General features: G+C 48.5%; 14 protein-coding genes. 5 read left to right on the forward strand and 9 right to left on the reverse strand.

Annotated elements, in window-relative coordinates:
- Positions 1-245: 245 nt before the first annotated feature.
- Positions 246-1,886 carry an alkaline phosphatase PafA gene (gene pafA / locus FHW36_RS10775; RefSeq protein WP_246121128.1) on the forward strand — a complete coding sequence of 547 codons (1,641 nt, stop codon included), beginning with the start codon at positions 246-248 and terminating at the stop codon, positions 1,884-1,886.
- 99 nt (positions 1,887-1,985) lie between these two features.
- On the opposite strand, the gene FHW36_RS10780 is transcribed toward pafA, so the two are convergent.
- From FHW36_RS10780 to FHW36_RS10820, 9 genes are all read right to left on the reverse strand, one after another.
- Positions 1,986-4,511: a phosphocholine-specific phospholipase C gene (locus tag FHW36_RS10780; protein ID WP_145667111.1), complete on the reverse strand. Its 2,526-nt coding sequence runs from the start codon at positions 4,509-4,511 to the stop codon at positions 1,986-1,988.
- An 84-nt stretch (positions 4,512-4,595) separates the two neighbouring features.
- Positions 4,596-5,444, reverse strand: a complete 849-nt coding sequence (locus FHW36_RS10785) for an AraC family transcriptional regulator (RefSeq protein WP_145667114.1) — start codon at positions 5,442-5,444, stop codon at positions 4,596-4,598.
- 2 nt (positions 5,445-5,446) lie between these two features.
- A complete protein-coding gene (locus tag FHW36_RS10790; protein ID WP_145667116.1) occupies positions 5,447-6,370 on the reverse strand; it encodes a transporter in 924 nt (307 codons plus the stop codon).
- 62 nt (positions 6,371-6,432) lie between these two features.
- A complete protein-coding gene (locus FHW36_RS10795) occupies positions 6,433-7,473 on the reverse strand; it encodes a cytochrome-c peroxidase (RefSeq protein WP_145667119.1) in 1,041 nt (346 codons plus the stop codon).
- A gap of 5 nt (positions 7,474-7,478) precedes the next feature.
- The gene (locus FHW36_RS10800) at positions 7,479-8,297 is read right to left on the reverse strand and encodes an MbnP family protein (RefSeq protein WP_145667120.1); all 819 of its coding nucleotides are present in this window, start codon (positions 8,295-8,297) and stop codon (positions 7,479-7,481) included.
- Between the two features lie 144 nt (positions 8,298-8,441).
- Complete coding sequence (locus tag FHW36_RS10805; RefSeq protein ID WP_145667123.1) at positions 8,442-8,816, reverse strand: hypothetical protein; 375 nt, start codon at positions 8,814-8,816, stop codon at positions 8,442-8,444.
- Positions 8,817-8,932: 116 nt separating this feature from the next.
- Positions 8,933-9,646 (reverse strand): DUF2071 domain-containing protein, encoded by a 714-nt coding sequence (locus FHW36_RS10810; RefSeq protein WP_145667125.1) that lies wholly within the window; start codon positions 9,644-9,646, stop codon positions 8,933-8,935.
- A gap of 66 nt (positions 9,647-9,712) precedes the next feature.
- Positions 9,713-10,519: a helix-turn-helix domain-containing protein gene (locus FHW36_RS10815; protein ID WP_145667128.1), complete on the reverse strand. Its 807-nt coding sequence runs from the start codon at positions 10,517-10,519 to the stop codon at positions 9,713-9,715.
- A gap of 42 nt (positions 10,520-10,561) precedes the next feature.
- Positions 10,562-11,524 (reverse strand): aldo/keto reductase, encoded by a 963-nt coding sequence (locus FHW36_RS10820; RefSeq protein WP_145667131.1) that lies wholly within the window; start codon positions 11,522-11,524, stop codon positions 10,562-10,564.
- A gap of 165 nt (positions 11,525-11,689) precedes the next feature.
- Between FHW36_RS10820 and FHW36_RS10825 the strand changes: the two genes are divergently transcribed.
- The 4 genes from FHW36_RS10825 (at position 11,690) to FHW36_RS10840 (ending at position 15,530) form a co-directional block, all read left to right on the forward strand.
- A complete protein-coding gene (locus tag FHW36_RS10825; RefSeq protein ID WP_186452384.1) occupies positions 11,690-12,310 on the forward strand; it encodes a TetR/AcrR family transcriptional regulator in 621 nt (206 codons plus the stop codon).
- A 62-nt stretch (positions 12,311-12,372) separates the two neighbouring features.
- Positions 12,373-13,650 carry a TolC family protein gene (locus FHW36_RS10830; protein ID WP_145667135.1) on the forward strand — a complete coding sequence of 426 codons (1,278 nt, stop codon included), beginning with the start codon at positions 12,373-12,375 and terminating at the stop codon, positions 13,648-13,650.
- Positions 13,651-13,665: 15 nt separating this feature from the next.
- The gene (locus tag FHW36_RS10835) at positions 13,666-14,616 is read left to right on the forward strand and encodes an HlyD family secretion protein (protein ID WP_145667138.1); all 951 of its coding nucleotides are present in this window, start codon (positions 13,666-13,668) and stop codon (positions 14,614-14,616) included.
- Positions 14,613-15,530, forward strand: a complete 918-nt coding sequence (locus FHW36_RS10840; RefSeq protein WP_145667141.1) for an ABC transporter ATP-binding protein — start codon at positions 14,613-14,615, stop codon at positions 15,528-15,530. Before FHW36_RS10835 ends, FHW36_RS10840 begins: the two co-directional genes overlap by 4 nt.
- Positions 15,531-15,536: the final 6 nt, after the last annotated feature.

Genomic DNA, 15,536 nt, shown 5'->3' on the forward strand with positions numbered 1-15,536 from the left:
CCATTAGCAAAGATCAGATACTTTCCCCTCATTCCCCAATTTTAGCTGCCTACAAGCTATCTACGCCAGCATCTACAAAACAACTACAACGGCTGCAAGTCCGCTCCCAATATGATTTTCAGCAACCTACGCCCGGATAGCGGGTCTACCACTCTTCCTTAAAGTCCTGTACTTTATTATTTTTTTATTACGTTTGCCGATTCCCGTTTTGGGGTGTGAACCTAAAAAATGAAAAAATCAGTACTATGAATGGAATGACAAAAACAGTGGCTACTGCTGTTCTGGGCGCCTTCACTGCGTTACAGGGATTAACAGCCGTAGCGCAAGCCAATGAAAAGCCCAAGTTGATTGTAGGTATTGTAGTGGACCAAATGCGTTGGGATTATTTATACCGGTATTACGACCGTTATGAGTCGGGTGGTTTCAAACGTATGTTGGGCGAAGGTTTTTCCTGCGAGAACACATTTATCAGTCATCTTCCATCTTATACAGCCGTAGGGCATAGCACTGTATATACCGGTAGTGTTCCTGCCATTCATGGTATTACAGGCAACGACTGGCCCGATCAGCTGACCGGCAAAACCTGGTATTGCACCGAAGATACCATCGTAACAGGCGTAGGCAGCAACAGCAATGCGGGCAATATGTCGCCACGTAACCTGCTGGCCTCCACCATTACCGATGAACTGCGATTTGCCACCAACTTCCGCTCCAAGGTAGTGGGCGTGTCCCTAAAAGACCGCGCCTCCATCCTGCCTGCCGGACATACGCCTACCGGCGCTTTCTGGCTCGACGACAGCAATGGCAGCTTTATTACCAGCACCTATTATATGAACGAACTTCCGTCGTGGGTAAAGCGTTTCAACGACCGCAAAGAACCACAGGACCTGATGTCTAAACCATGGAAGCCGCTCTATCCCATCAATACTTACCTACAAAGTTCAGCAGACGACGTTGCCTGGGAAGGAACTTTTCCGGGAGAAAAAGCGCCGGTATTTCCACACAGCCTGAAAGACGCCTATAAGACAGATCCGGGTACCCTGAGATCCACGCCTTTCGGTAACACGCTTACCCTGGATTTCGCCAAGGCAGCCGTAGATGGGTACGACTTGGGTAACGGTGAGGCTACTGACTTCCTGGCTATCAACTGCGCCTCTACCGACTACGTAGGCCATAAATATGGCCCTAACGCCATCGAGGTAGAAGATACTTACCTGCGCCTGGATAAAGACCTGTCGGCCTTCTTCAGCTATCTCGACAAAAAAGTAGGTAAAGGTAATTACCTGGTATTCCTCACCGCCGACCATGGCGCTGCACATGCCATTAAGTTTATGCAGGAGCACAATTTGCCCGCCGGACAGGTAGAGGAACATAAATTACTCACCGGTCTGGATAGCGCGCTGACACAGCGTTTCGGCATCAGCAAACTGGCTACTTCCTTCATGAACTACCATGTGAGCTACGACAAAGCGAAGATCGCTGCCAACAAACTGGATTACAACGCCATCAAACAGGCTACCATTCAATATTTCGAAGCGCAGCCGGGCATCCAGTTTGCGGCCGACCTGGACAACGCCGGCGTAAACCCGTTGCCAGCGCCTATTCAATCTATGGCCATCAATGGTTATAATCGCAAACGTACCGGGCCTGTGATCGTGATCCCTGAGCCAGGATGGTTTGAAGGCTCGCTGAAAGGCACTACCCATGGTAACTGGAATCCTTTTGACATCCATATTCCGCTGGTATTTATGGGCTGGCATATCAAACATGGCGCTACCAACGAAACAGTGCATATGACAGATATTGCCGCTACCCTGGCCGCTATGCTGCATATGCAGATGCCCAGCGGATGCGTGGGTAAGCCGGTGAAAGAAGTGTTGCAGTAAGCGGAAAGCAGAAAGCGAAAAGCTATTGAGGCGAATGATCTTTGCGAATACTTATAAATCGCATTGGTCATTCGCCTCAATAGCTTTTCGCTTTCTGCTTTAAGCTCCCATAAACGGATCTGTAATCCCTTCCTTCCCTGTTTCTACCCGGCCGGCATAGCGCTGAAGGAACGTATCGGCGCCGTTGACCGTTACAGAGAAATCATACCAGCCCCTGCTTTTCTGTAGCGGCAGTAATAGTTCCAGTGTTTTGCCGGCATCCACCGTACGTTCGATATTTTTGGCGTCATAGGCATTATCTGTAATGGTGATATCGCGTACGGTACTACCGTTATTGGCTATACGTAATATCACATTTCCGGTAGGTTTGGCCGTTAGCTTCCCGGTAGTATCGTAGTCCAGTTGCAACTCCAGCTGAGGATGGGCGGCGGTACCGGCAAATTCCCTGTAGAAACCATTGGGCCCGTGAAGGTGCAGGTGATAACGCCCATCGGCAAATGCTTTTACCGGCCACTCATAGGTGAGCGTATCCCCGGCAACTACAGCAAAAGCCCAGCTGCGACCTTCTTCCGTTTGCCCGGTTTGCGCATCCGTATAAGGCAAAGTCGTATATACCCGGAAAGGGGCCCCCATTGCGTTGCTACCAAAGAAACGCTTGCCGGCCTGCATTTTCAGTACCAGTTGTTCCTGTTGCCACAGCCCATCTGCCAGCAGCTCGTAAGGCAATGCGCAGGAAGGGCGGGTACCCCGCTCCTGTTGCCCCAAACCCGGCACCTGGCTACGTTTGAAAGCAGTAATATCTTCTCCGCTTACCTTCTTAAACCCGGTGGGTACCTCCTTAAATTTGGCATTATTGATATTTTCTACCACCCTGCGTTGGTTGAGGTAGATCTGTTTGTTGGGCGTAGTATTGTTGAAAGGACTGAATACGGAAGTAAGATCCCCGCTGATGGTGCGTCGCCACTGGCTGATATTATCCAGGTGGATCTGCTTATGCAATTTCTTGTTAATAAACGTTTCCAGGAATTGTAACGTAGAGGTATGTTCAAATACCTGGGAGCATACCTTTCCGCCCCTGCTCCAGGGAGAAGCAATCATCAGCGGTACCCGGAAGCCCAATCCTACCGGGGCTTCCCTGGCTTGCTTTTCGCTCACGCCCTGTTTTAATTCGTGGGCCAGTCTTACCAGTTCCACTTCCGTATCGATGCCGGCAGAGCATTTACCGGTGCCTGGCTTATTATTATCGCAAATAGAAAATGGTACTACGTGATCAAAGTAACCGTCATTTTCATCGTAGGTTACAATGAAGATGGTTTTCTTCCATATCTCCGGTTTTTGCGTCAGGATATCCAGTATTTCCGATACATACCAGGCCCCATACCAGGGCGCGCTGGGATGGTCTGAGAAATTTTGTGGGCCAGCCAGCCAGGATACCATGGGCAGTTTGCCGCTGTTGACATCTGCGCGAAACTGGTGCAGTACATCACCGGCAGGCACAGTAACTTCTCTTTCCGTAGCGCCATCCTGGTAAGTTACCTGGGTAACTTTCCTGTAGGAAGGATCGGCGCTATTGACCACAAATGCACGCTGGTAAAGCGATTGCTGATACGGCGTTAATTTTTCGTAGCTCTCTTTATTCCATTTTGCCAGCTCCCCGGTAGCATTGTCCAGCACCGCTTGTTTTTTGGCAATATCTGTGCGGATTTTGGCGGCAGCTTCGTCGGAAGAGGGACTGGCTTCCTGTAACTTGTTGATTTCATCCGGTAGCGTGTCTACTTGTTTCAGGAGCCCGTTGATATAGCGTTCTGAAAACTTTACATGGTAAGCAGCAAAAAACTCCAGCAGGTTACAGCCGAAATTAGCCAGCCAGGCTCTTTCTTCTCCTTTAAACCCTCCTCCACAGCTGATTTCGTTCTGATAAAATTTCCAGGGTACTTTATTTTCCTCCAGTAATTCCGGGAATGTTTTCCAGGGTAACTTACCGTAGCTATAATCGTCGTTCCGGATATGCGCCTTAGGTATCCCGTCTTCCGGATGTATAATTTTGCCGGTCCAGAAAAAAGAGCGGTTAGGTGTAGTGCTGGTCATCGCGGAACAAAAATGTTGATCACATACCGTAAAGGCATCGGCCATGGCGTAGTTGAATGGCAGGTCCTCCCGGGTATAATAGCCCATTGTTAGCGGCATGGCAGCATATTCGCGGTTGCCTGGCCTTTTGGCAATGAGCCATTTGTTGTAACGGCCACGGTTATACGCATCTACCTGGCTAGGCCGTGAGTGTGGTAAATCTCCCATCCATGTGGCTTTAGTGTCACGGATATTCAATCGGAAGGGCGCATAGGTATCCCCATGTTCATTGGTTTGAAACCATACGGGGTGGTGGTTCGGTTGGCTGTTGGCCCTGGGGTCATTGAATCCACGAACACCCTGCAAAGAGCCAAAACAATGGTCGAAGGAACGGTTTTCCTGCATCAAAATGACAATATGCTCCGCATCCAGGAAAGTACTGCCAGGCGCCGGGTCTATCGCCAATGCCTTTTGTATGGAAGCGGGTATCATGGTGGATAGTCCTGCCGCCCCAGATAGCAATAATGATTGCTTGAGAAAGTCTCTGCGTGAATCCATAGATAGTTTTGTTGATGTAGATTTTTTATGTTGTTCGCCGCAACAAAATAAAAAACATTCTCAACGATTGCAACGGCATCCTCACTATTCACGTTTTCTGAAGCGTTCCGGCGGGATGCCGGTATTCTTCTTAAAGAAGGTAGCGAAGTAAGAAGCGCTCTCAAACCCCAGCGTATCCGCAATTTCAGCCACCGACAATCCCGTATGGTATAGCAGGCGCTGCGCTTCTATCGTTACTCTTTTGCGTATCAGTTCTCCGCTGGAAATATGTTTGCACTGCTGGCATAATTTATTCAGGTAGTTGGTGGTGATATGTAATTGCGAAGCATAAAATGAAGGCGTTTTATGTACTTTATAATGTGTTTCCAACAGCTGCTCAAATGACCTGATCTTTTCATCGCGGCTGTTATTTTTTTCAGCAAGTGTTTCCGCACTGCAACATTGATCCAGCATACAGAGTAAAATATTCAGGTAAGAACGAAGTACCCTGTCGGCCCCTTTATACCGCGAATGAAATTCCTGTTGCATTAAACCGGTGAGCTGCCGCCATTTGGCCAGTATTGGCCCTGGTAGAGGAATAAAGCTACCCGGTTCTTTGGCCAGGAAAGAAAACTGGTACAATACATTGCTGTTATAGCGCAGCGAGAAAAAGTCTTCCGTAAAACAGATTACGCTCCCGCTGTGCAGGTGTATGCTGGCTACGCTATTGGGCTTGATACAAATAATGCCGGACCGGTCCAGGTGTACCTGGCTATTATCGATGGTAACCTGCCCGCCTGCCGGATCGGCGCATAGCAACAGGTAACATCCCAGCCGTTGCGGCTCCTGGGCCAGTGGATACAGGGCATGGAAGGCGGCGGCATTACCGGTCCAGAAAAAGTGATTGTCGTTAATTGCCAGTGTAGATATTCCATCCGTTTTCATACGCAGCATACTCAAAACAAATAAGTGAGGTGTACCATGGCCCGGCTACCTGCTTTTACACGTTGGTCGGCCAGCTGTTGGGATATTACCGGCTGAAAATTTACGCCGGCGGATATTTTCCCGATGGTAGCTTCTATACCGGCAGTGGCCAGCAGGGAGTATCCCCCGGACATATCTACCGTAAACGTTCCCGCTTCCCTGTCTTTAGCCGCCGTTTCATACAGGATACCGGCATTCGGCGCCAGGCTCACCTTATCGGCTACACGAATTTTATAATACGCCAGCACGTTAGCCGTAAACTTATTGCCATAACGGTAATCGTACTTATTGGCGGTATTCAGCTTATAACTCACATTGGTATTGATACCTATGTCTATCAGGCGGATATCATATGCGGCATTGAGCGTAAAATCGGTGCTGGCGGTGCCCAGTTGAAAGTTGTTAGGCGCATCTTCGTTTTCTTTGCGCTCCGCAGGCTCATAGCCGCCTATAGGCAATTTCACGCCTCCGCCTATCCAAAGCGATTGTACCAGCAGTTGTCCCCTACCGGTGGTGTACTGCTTATCCAACAACTGGTAGTAACCAACAGCCGCTACATCGCCCCAACCGGACTTACTGGTAGTAATGCCCTGGTTTTCCCGGCTGTTGATGTTTACCGGTATAAATCCCAACACGCGGAAGCGACGGCCTATATTCCAGCCGCCCCATAGTTCCGCCGTCTGGTAGGTTTCCTGCGTAGTGAGATAGGAAGTAGTACCTCCTGGTCCCAGGTGGGAGCGCATGGTTTTATGCTGGTAACGCAGCCCGATAAAACGTTGTTTAAAATCGGGTAGCAATCCAATATAATAGCTGCCCACGCCACAGCCACAGATATCGCAGGCGCTGGCGACGTAGTTACTGAGTAATATTATACAGAGTATACTGATCTTTTTCATGGTATTATCATTTTGGACATTCGCTTCAATAGCTTTCGGCCTTATGCCTCTGCTTTATGCTTTTATGGCGCCTCTTCAGCAAATCGGGCATCATTCACGAATTTCTTATCGTTCAGGGTTTGGAGAAAGGCCAGCAATTGTTCCTGCTCCGTAGCGGTCAGTGAAAACCCGGTATGCCCGCCTTGTTTCAGCAAAGGATCCAGGGTGGGCATCTCCTGTACTTCAGAAGTATAGTGGCGTAACACTGCCGGCAGCGTATAAAAGCGGCCATCGTGCATGTAAGGAGCCGTATAGGCCAGGTTACGCAAACTGGGCACTTTGAACTTGTATTGATCGCTGGGGTTCAGGGTAACATCGTACCGCCCCCGATCATTGTTGGGACCGGCGCCCAGGCCGTTGTTACGGAAAGACTGGTCTGTAAACAGTGGTTCCTGATGGCAGCTGCTGCAATGACGACGATAAACAGCATATCCCTGTTGCTCAGCGTCGGTAAAAGTGACCCCTTGTTTACGCATAACGCTATCGTATTTGGACTGGTCGCTCACCAGCATCACCATAAACTGCGATAATGCCTTCATCATGCGTGCGGTAGTAATATCCGTGCTGCCAAATGCCCGCTGGAACAGCGCCGGGTAAGGAGGCGTGTTGCGTAACTTCTGTAATACATTTTCCATGGTTTCATCCATTTCCACCGGGTTGGTGATGGGAGCTATCGGCTGCAGGTCCAGGTCAAATACTCCTCCATCCCACATCAGCGTAGTATTCCAGGCCAGGTTCATGATAGGCGGGGAATTGCGGCTGCCGAGGCGGTCGTCAATCCCGTGGCTCACATCATGCCCATGATGGGTAAACGCTGAGGCCTGGAGGTGACAAAAACCACAGGAAATGGTATTATTCCGGGAGAGTCGCGGCTCATAAAATAGTTTCCTGCCCAGCTCAAATCCTTCTTTGGTAACCGGGTTATTGGCGAGCTTATAGGCAGGCGCCGGGAATCCCACCGGCTGATGGAAGCCTTCAAAGATGGCCACTAACTGTTCGCTTTTACTACAGGCAAAAAGAAATAACACGATGCCGGTTATCATCATCCATTGCAGCTTACTCATAACTGTTAGTTTTCCGTATGATCGTGGTGAAACAGCTGCGTATAATTATTGGCTACCTGGGTGCTGAAATCGCTGAACATCACCGTAGGATTGGCAGCAATGCTGATAGTCCGGGTACCGTTAAACACCTTCAGGATATCGGCCATGAGATGAACATTGGCTTCGCGGCCTTGTCTTACCTTGGCGATACCGCCTGCGCGCAGGTCTATCGTAATCCGTTTAATATTATTCAGCGTAGGCGCGCTATAGCCACCAAATCCACCTATGTGATACCGGAACTTATGCTGACCGCTGGGATCTGCCGGCGCGGCGGCGGACTCTCCTTCCATTTTAAAAAAGATATATCCACTGTTCCAGCCCCAGTACATGGCATCGCCCATGCCACCGGAAGGATCCAGTACGCCTGTCCTGCGACTGATGTCCATGGTACTCCGGAGGCTGTCTACGCCCAGCACAAAGGAAAGGGTTTGATAGTCGCCTTCCGGCACTTTTACTTTTACAAACTGGGACCCCGCATTGGCTTCATTTACCAGGAAATAGCTGCTGTCGGCGGGTACTACGAACTCCTGGCCACTGCTGTTGGTGACTTTGATGTTGCTGATAAAATACTGTAACAGGGAGATGTTGAAGCTTTCACCGGCAGCATTGACGTAGCTGCCGGTATTGAGCTGCAGGTTACGGTCGCCCGCAATATTATCAAACTGTATCGACAAAACAGCTTTAGCTGCGGTGGGTGTTTCCGATTTAATGTCTTCTTTTTTACAGGCCGTAAAGCTGAGCAGCACCACGAGGGCACCGTATATGGTATGTTTAAATGGATGCATAACAGGTTATTGCAGCAATGGATTGCTGTGATGAATAAACAATAGGATGCCGCTTCCCGTGCGTACACGCGAAAGATAAAGGCAATAACAATCGAGTTGGTACGGGGTACCAGTTAAATTAAAGGATCAATAATAGTTGGATAATTATGCGGCAGGCGGATGAAATATGGTATCAGGCTGGTCAATAGGTGTGCCGATACAATAGGGATGCGGATAGTGAGCAATATCGGCGGGTACAGCGGCTGTCAGCGAAGTGGGTTCCAGCCAGGCCGCATAGAAGATTTCGCTGCGATGATCTTTGCGCTCAGGATTATCCTGGTCGCGTTTTTCCTCTTCCTTTAACTTTTTACTGAGATGACATTTACCATTACAATGCATAGCAGGCTTATTGCGGTTAACGCATAGGTTCTTTGCAATATATTCCTGGTTCAGGTAAAAGTCGAGCATCACAAAATAACGGCCTGAGAGCTGGCAAAGCCAGATCAGCATTAAAAAGACCGTTATGAATTGTTTCCGCATGCTACGAGTAAATGAGTTAAAGTCTGCGCAAAGGTATTACTAAAATCCATTGCTGCGCAAAATTACATTTTGCGCAAGTGATGTACTTGCGATAAACGGGACAAATATTTAGATTATCAGGCTATTGTTTTCAGTGAGCGCCATTCATGTTCAATACCCGTCATGAGAAGCGCGTTATCGAAATGTACCGTTCCTTCAGGGAACATGGCAGTATTGTCGAAAAAGCTGGACGCTACTTGTTGTAACTGCAATGGTTTCACTTCCCATCTATACGCCTGTAAACAAAGGCCATCCAATGTTTGGGAACGGCCGGGAGAATAACCCATGCTGCCTTTTTCAAAAAAGGCCGACGCATTTTCCAGCGTGGCAAATATAGAAGTAGCGGGGAATTGCCGGCAGATATTGGCATCTATTGAGATGTGCGTATTGTCGTCGCTGGTGAAGCCTACCTGGTAATGGCCATTTTCTTCGGCTACCCGGAACTTTGCCAGGTGATGTTTCCCCGGAAATATCCGGCCGCCGGCCAGTGCATTCCACCGGGAAGAGGTATCCCTCCGGGGAATGTATACACCTTCTTTTGTGATGCCGTCTTCATCCCACTCCACGGCAATCCGGTGCGCGGCATTCTCAGATCTGATACCGATGATATCGGGCCATCCTTTGGGTTTAATATGGGTAAGTCTTATCAGGCAGATACCGGCTATTGCCTGGCCTTTGTATAGTTTAGGACGAAAGGGAGCCGGCAGTAAGGGTGTTAGAGTATGTGGTGCTACCGTAAAATTAATCAGTATGCGGCGATCGATATAGCCATGTATGACGGGTAACTGCATGGGATAAAATATAAGGATTTGTGTATCAAAAATACGCAATTCCTTACACACCAGTGAGCGAATATATTAACCCGCCGTTGGCGCCTTACCAAATTTTTTCTTAAAAGAATGCGAGAAGTGAGAGAGGCTTTCAAAACCCAGGTCGAGATAAATCGCCGATGGTTTTTTATTCTTTTTCTCAATAAGATGCCGCGCTTCCGCCAGTCTTTTTTCCAATAACCACTGCCGGGGCGGCATTTCAAATATTTTCTGGAAGTCGCGCTTAAAGCCTGCCAGGCTCCTCCCGGTAAGGTGGGCAAACTTCTCCACCGGAATATTGTAGTGAAAATTGCTCACCATGAATTTCTCCAGGTCTATCTTATATGGCTCCGAAAAATCGAATAAGAACGCTTTGAGCACCGGCATGGCATTCAGTAGGAGATATACTGCCTCTTTTACTTTCAACATGCCCACGGTATGGGTTATCTTTTCTCCCGGGTGCTGCACATAGGGCAGCAGTGATTGAAAAAAAGCCTCCAAAAAAACGTTTCCGGGAATATGAATATTAGGAGCGCCGGTGTACTTCTCGTCTATTTCTATTTGCTCCTCCAGGGCAATCTTCCTCAGCAGGTCTTCCTGCAGGCGAATCACAATGGTTTGATATGGCTTCCCTTCGAGCGGCGTCTTGATAATTTCTCCCAATTGATTTTTTTGGATCAGCAACATGCCACCGCCTTCCATGGAAATGCTGTGGTTGGCAGTTTCCAATGTAAATCGCCCCGACACCTGCATCACCAGGGTTTTATGTTCCAGGAAGGCCACCTTTTCCTTTCTCTCGGCAGAGAGGTAAGAGAAAAAGATGACTCCCGGAACGATATCAACTGGATTTATCATTACATAAAGATATAAAACAGCACAGATTTATGAACAGTGTCACTACCGCTGCAGGTAGGTACCACCTGATATGGCTCCCTGCGAAAAGTGGGTATTGAGCCGGTTCATTTCCTCTGGCGTAAACCTGATCTCCATTGCCTGTATATTTTCCGGCAACCTCGATCTCCTGCTCATGTTCACCAACGGCATGATATGACCGCCCTGTGCATTTACCCAGGCAATGGCCAGTTGTGTAGGCGTATATCCTTTCTCGCTGGCCATTTGCTTTAACACTTCTACCTTTTCCAGGTTCTTTAGCAGGTTCTCCCCCTGGAAACGGGAGAAATGAAGGTGGTAATCATTTGCGGGAAGCGGTGCTTTCATTTCTCCGGTCAATAACCCTTCGGCCGTATTGGCAAACGCTACCACCCCTATGCCCAGTTCTTTGGCCGTGGGAAGCAGGTCGCTTTCAATCTGCCGGTCTGCCAGAGAATAACCTATTTCCAACGCCGATACCGGGTAAATACTGTTCGCCTGGCGTAGTTGATCCGATGTAATTTCAGAAACCCCCAGGTAACGTACCTTTCCTTCTTTAATGAGGTCAGCAACCGTTCCGATCACATCTTCTATTGGAACGCTGCCGTCGAGCCGACAGGGCTGGTAAAGATCAATGGTGTCTACTCCCAAACGTACCAGGGAGTAATTGATAAAGTTCTTAATCGCTACGGGGCGCAGGTCCAGTCCCAGTAGTTTACCGCCATAAAAGATGGCGCCAAACTTAACACTTATAAAAGCATCGTCCCTTCTCCCTTTGATGGCTTTGCCCACCAACAGTTCATTGTGACCGCTGCCATAAAAATCGCCCGTATTTAAAAAATTAATGCCGCTATCTAACGCCATTTGAATAGTAGCAATACTTTCGTTTTCATCATTTGTTGCGCCGCCCCAAATGGAGGACATCCGCATACAGCCTAATCCCAGTTTGGATACCAGTGGTCCATTGTTACCTAAAGCTATGGTTGTCATCATCGTTATTTTATTGATTAATAACGTAAAGGTCCGCTTTTGTAACGGATGGCGGCTTTCTTTGACGGCTCAAATTACTTGTCTCTACGGCTCACCTTTCAAAAATTGAACAACTTTTTTGAAAAGTTGTTCAATTTTGTATCTTTGGTGAACAAATACCGGATTATGCCCGCAAAAGAAAAGAAGGAAAAAATGGATGCCTCTACGGAAGACCGGATCAAGGCCGCTGCCAGGACGGTGTTTACCCGCAAAGGTTATCATGCTACCAAAATAAGGGACATCGCCGCAGAAGCCGACATCAACCTGTCGCTCGTCAATTATTACTTCCGGAGCAAAGAGAAATTGTTCCAGTTTGTAATGGCAGAAGTAATAGACAAGCTCCTCAACACCGTGGCCGGCGTATTAAACAACGAGCAGCTATCGCTGCAACAACAGGTAGAACAGGTGGCGGATCAATATATTACGATGCTGTTAGCCAACCCCGATTTCCCATTGTTTATGGTCAACGAGATTTTTTCCGGCAGCGATGAGCTGTTAAAAGGCGAGCGGAAAAACGCCATCTTCCACTCCCACTTTTTCAAACAGCTGGGGGCGTTACAAAAACAGGGTAAGTTATCCATACAACCGCTGCACCTGCTCATGAATATCATCGGGTTTGTGGTAATGCCCTTCCTGGCCAGGCCACTGCTGGAAAGGCAGAAGATCGTGAAAGCCGGGGAGTTTAAAATCCTGATGGAAGAACGGAAGAAGCTGATTCCTATGTGGATAAAAGGCATGATTAAATAAAAAAATTTTGCCCCAAAATTGAACAATTTTTCAAAACAAATATTCAAACTGGATATAGCATCATGAACGTCTTTAAAACTCTCTGCTGCTGCCTGGTATTCGGTATCACTACGGTGAGTGGGAAAGCCCAGAGCAATACCCTTACCCTGGAAGAATGTTTTATAAAGGCCCGGCGAAACTATCCGCAGATCCGGCAATATGACCTGATCCGGCGAAGCAGCCGATATTCCATAGAAAATGCCGGTAAGCTATACCTGCCACAGCTTACCATAAGCGGGCAGGCCAGCTATCAATCGCAAACCATCGATTTTTCGGAGGTGCTCCCCGCCATTCCAGGTATACATCCACCGGAACTCAGTAAAGACCAATACAAAATACAGGCGGAAATCAGCCAGCAAATCTATGATGGCGGCGTCAGCAAATGGCAGAAGGAAAGCAGCAGCGCCAATGAGGCTGTTCAGCAGCAGCTGCTGGAAGTAAATCTGTATGCGGTCAGGGAACGGGTAACCCAGCTCTATTTTGGCATCCTGCTCATGGAGGCCCAGCTGCAACAAAACCGGCTGAAGAAAGCCAACCTCCAAACGGCAGCCGACAAAGCCAGTGCCGCCCTGGCCAACGGCACCGCCTACCGGAGCAATGTAGATGAACTGAAAGCCGAAATCGTGAATGCCGACATGACCGACACCGAATTCAGGGCTAACAGGAAAGCCTATATGAATATGCTCGGCGTGTTTATCCAGCAGCCCCTGGGCGACAGCACTACGCTTAGCTGGCCCACGCCCATAACTTCTCCCGAAAATATTAACCGCCCGGAACTGGCGTACTACGATCTGCAAAAGAAAGGATACGACATACAGGAAAAACAATTATCCACCAACTACCTGCCCCGGCTCTACGCCTTCCTGCAAGGCGCTTACGGCCGCCCTACCCTCAATATCGTAGACAATAAATTCGGTCCCTGGTGGATGGGCGGTGTACGCCTCAGCTGGTCGCTCGGCAGCCTGTATTCCCTGAAAAATAACCGGCAGCTGCTGGACATCAACCGCCAAAACCTCGACGTCAGCAAAGCCACTTTTTTATTCAATACACAGCTCACGCTGCAACAACAAAACCAGGATATCAGCAAATACGCCGACCTCCTGCAACAAGACGATAAAGCCATTGCCCTGCGAACGGCAGTACTGCAATCGGCGCAAGCGCAGCTCGACAATGGCGTGATCACGGTACACGAATATATCACCCAGCTCAATGCGGAACATCTTGCCAAACAAGCGCGCATTCTCCATAACATTCAATTACTACAGGCTCAATACAATTATAAAAACACTTCGGGAAACTGATCAACTAATTGCATTATGAAACTTCACCTCCTACCAGGACTGGCGCTGCTACTTCTTCTGAACGCCTGCAACAGCAACAAAAATAATTTTGATGCTGCGGGTAACTTTGAAGCAGATGAAGTGATGGTATCGGCCCAGCAAAACGGCGTGATCCAGCAATACTCCCTGCGTGAAGGCGACCACCTCAGCACAGGGCAAACTGTGGGACAAATTGACGTGAGCATCCCTACGCTGCAAAAAGAACAAGTACAGGCATCGATAAATGCGTTGCATGACAAAACGTATAACACCCAGCCGCAAACGGAGCTGGTAAAACGTCAGCTGCTGGTACAAGAAGCCCAGTTGCAACAACAATACCGCGAAAGAACCCGCACCGAGAACCTGGTAAAAAGTGATGCCGCCACCCGTAAACAACTGGATGATATCAACGCCGGCATTGAACAACTGGAACGGCAAATCAATGTTACCAAACAGCAACTGGCGTTAAATAACGCCAACACCTCCACACAAAATCGCAGCATCCTCAGTGAAAAAGCGCCTTTAGAGAAGTCGCTCGCACAGTATGCTGAACAAATACACCGGGGGCAAATTATCAGTCCTATTACCGGCGTGGTGCTATCTAACTATGCACTGAAAGGAGAAATGGCTACCATAGGTAAACCATTATTTAAAATCGCCAATACAGACACGCTTTACCTGAAGGCCTATGTTACCGGCACCCTGCTTTCCGATATCAAACTCGGGCAAGCCGTGCAAACACGTATTGACCAGGGGAAAAATGACTATAAATATTACCCTGGGCAAATCACCTGGATATCGGATAAATCAGAGTTTACACCTAAAACCATCCAGACAAAAAACGAGCGGGCCAACCTCGTATATGCTATTAAGATCCGTGTAAAGAATGATGGCTACCTGAAAATAGGTATGTATGGAGAAATGTTGATCAACAAGCCAAAGTCATGAATACAGTTGTATTGGACCATATCACCAAACATTACGACCAGGGAAAAGTACTGGCTGTTAACGACGTATCGCTGCAGGTAGGCGCCGGTGAATTATTTGGGCTGATTGGCCCCGATGGCGCGGGAAAAACTTCCGTGTTCCGCATCCTCACTACGTTGCTGTTGGCCGACAAAGGCCAGGCCAGCGTGCTGGGTTACGACTGTGTGAAAGACTACCAGCAAATCCGTAACAAAATCGGGTATATGCCGGGGAAATTCTCCCTGTACCAGGATCTTACCGTAAAAGAAAACCTGGATTTCTTTGCCACCCTCTTCGGCAGCAGTATCGATGAAAACTATACCCTCATCAAAGATATTTACGAACAGATCAAACCTTTTAACAACCGGCGCGCCGGGAAATTGTCGGGCGGCATGAAACAAAAGCTGGCGCTTTGCTGTGCACTCATTCACAAGCCTGAGGTATTATTTCTCGACGAGCCGACTACCGGCGTAGACGTAGTGTCGCGGAAAGAGTTCTGGCAGATGTTGAAAAACCTGAAGCAGCAGGGTATCACTATCCTGGTATCTACGCCTTATATGGACGAAGCCGTGCTTTGCGAAAAAATAGCGCTGATACAAGGCGGCAATATTTTATCGATTGATACGCCCGATGGCATCCGTTCGAAATTCCCGGTGCCGTTGTATGCCATCCGGTCCGATAACACGTACCAGCTGCTGACCGCGCTGAGGCAAGAACCAGGTGTTGACAGCAGTTATGCCTTTGGCGAAAGCATTCATATTACGCTGAACGACCAGCAGACCAATATGGCAGCCATTCAGCAAAGCATGGTAGCCAAAGGACATACACAACTCAGCATGGAACAAATTCAACCGGGTATAGAAGATAGTTTTATCCGCCTGATGAACCAGGCATAACCAGCG

Origin of the sequence: Chitinophaga polysaccharea (assembly GCF_007829335.1) — a bacterium.
In the GTDB taxonomy this organism is placed as follows: Bacteria; Bacteroidota; Bacteroidia; order Chitinophagales; family Chitinophagaceae; genus Chitinophaga; species Chitinophaga polysaccharea_B.

What these genes read in the sequence shown, in the direction of transcription:
- FHW36_RS10835 (WP_145667138.1), top strand. Translation starts at nt 13,666, where the DNA reads ATGAAACTTCACCTCCTACCAGGACTGGCGCTGCTACTTCTTCTGAAC.
- FHW36_RS10840 (WP_145667141.1), top strand. Translation starts at nt 14,613, where the DNA reads ATGAATACAGTTGTATTGGACCATATCACCAAACATTACGACCAGGGA.
- FHW36_RS10815 (WP_145667128.1), bottom strand. Translation starts at nt 10,519, where the DNA reads ATGATAAATCCAGTTGATATCGTTCCGGGAGTCATCTTTTTCTCTTAC.
- FHW36_RS10820 (WP_145667131.1), bottom strand. Translation starts at nt 11,524, where the DNA reads ATGACAACCATAGCTTTAGGTAACAATGGACCACTGGTATCCAAACTG.
- pafA (WP_246121128.1), top strand. Translation starts at nt 246, where the DNA reads ATGAATGGAATGACAAAAACAGTGGCTACTGCTGTTCTGGGCGCCTTC.
- FHW36_RS10785 (WP_145667114.1), bottom strand. Translation starts at nt 5,444, where the DNA reads ATGCTGCGTATGAAAACGGATGGAATATCTACACTGGCAATTAACGAC.
- FHW36_RS10830 (WP_145667135.1), top strand. Translation starts at nt 12,373, where the DNA reads ATGAACGTCTTTAAAACTCTCTGCTGCTGCCTGGTATTCGGTATCACT.
- FHW36_RS10790 (WP_145667116.1), bottom strand. Translation starts at nt 6,370, where the DNA reads ATGAAAAAGATCAGTATACTCTGTATAATATTACTCAGTAACTACGTC.
- FHW36_RS10780 (WP_145667111.1), bottom strand. Translation starts at nt 4,511, where the DNA reads ATGGATTCACGCAGAGACTTTCTCAAGCAATCATTATTGCTATCTGGG.
- FHW36_RS10810 (WP_145667125.1), bottom strand. Translation starts at nt 9,646, where the DNA reads ATGCAGTTACCCGTCATACATGGCTATATCGATCGCCGCATACTGATT.
- FHW36_RS10825 (WP_186452384.1), top strand. Translation starts at nt 11,690, where the DNA reads ATGCCCGCAAAAGAAAAGAAGGAAAAAATGGATGCCTCTACGGAAGAC.
- FHW36_RS10795 (WP_145667119.1), bottom strand. Translation starts at nt 7,473, where the DNA reads ATGAGTAAGCTGCAATGGATGATGATAACCGGCATCGTGTTATTTCTT.
- FHW36_RS10800 (WP_145667120.1), bottom strand. Translation starts at nt 8,297, where the DNA reads ATGCATCCATTTAAACATACCATATACGGTGCCCTCGTGGTGCTGCTC.
- FHW36_RS10805 (WP_145667123.1), bottom strand. Translation starts at nt 8,816, where the DNA reads ATGCGGAAACAATTCATAACGGTCTTTTTAATGCTGATCTGGCTTTGC.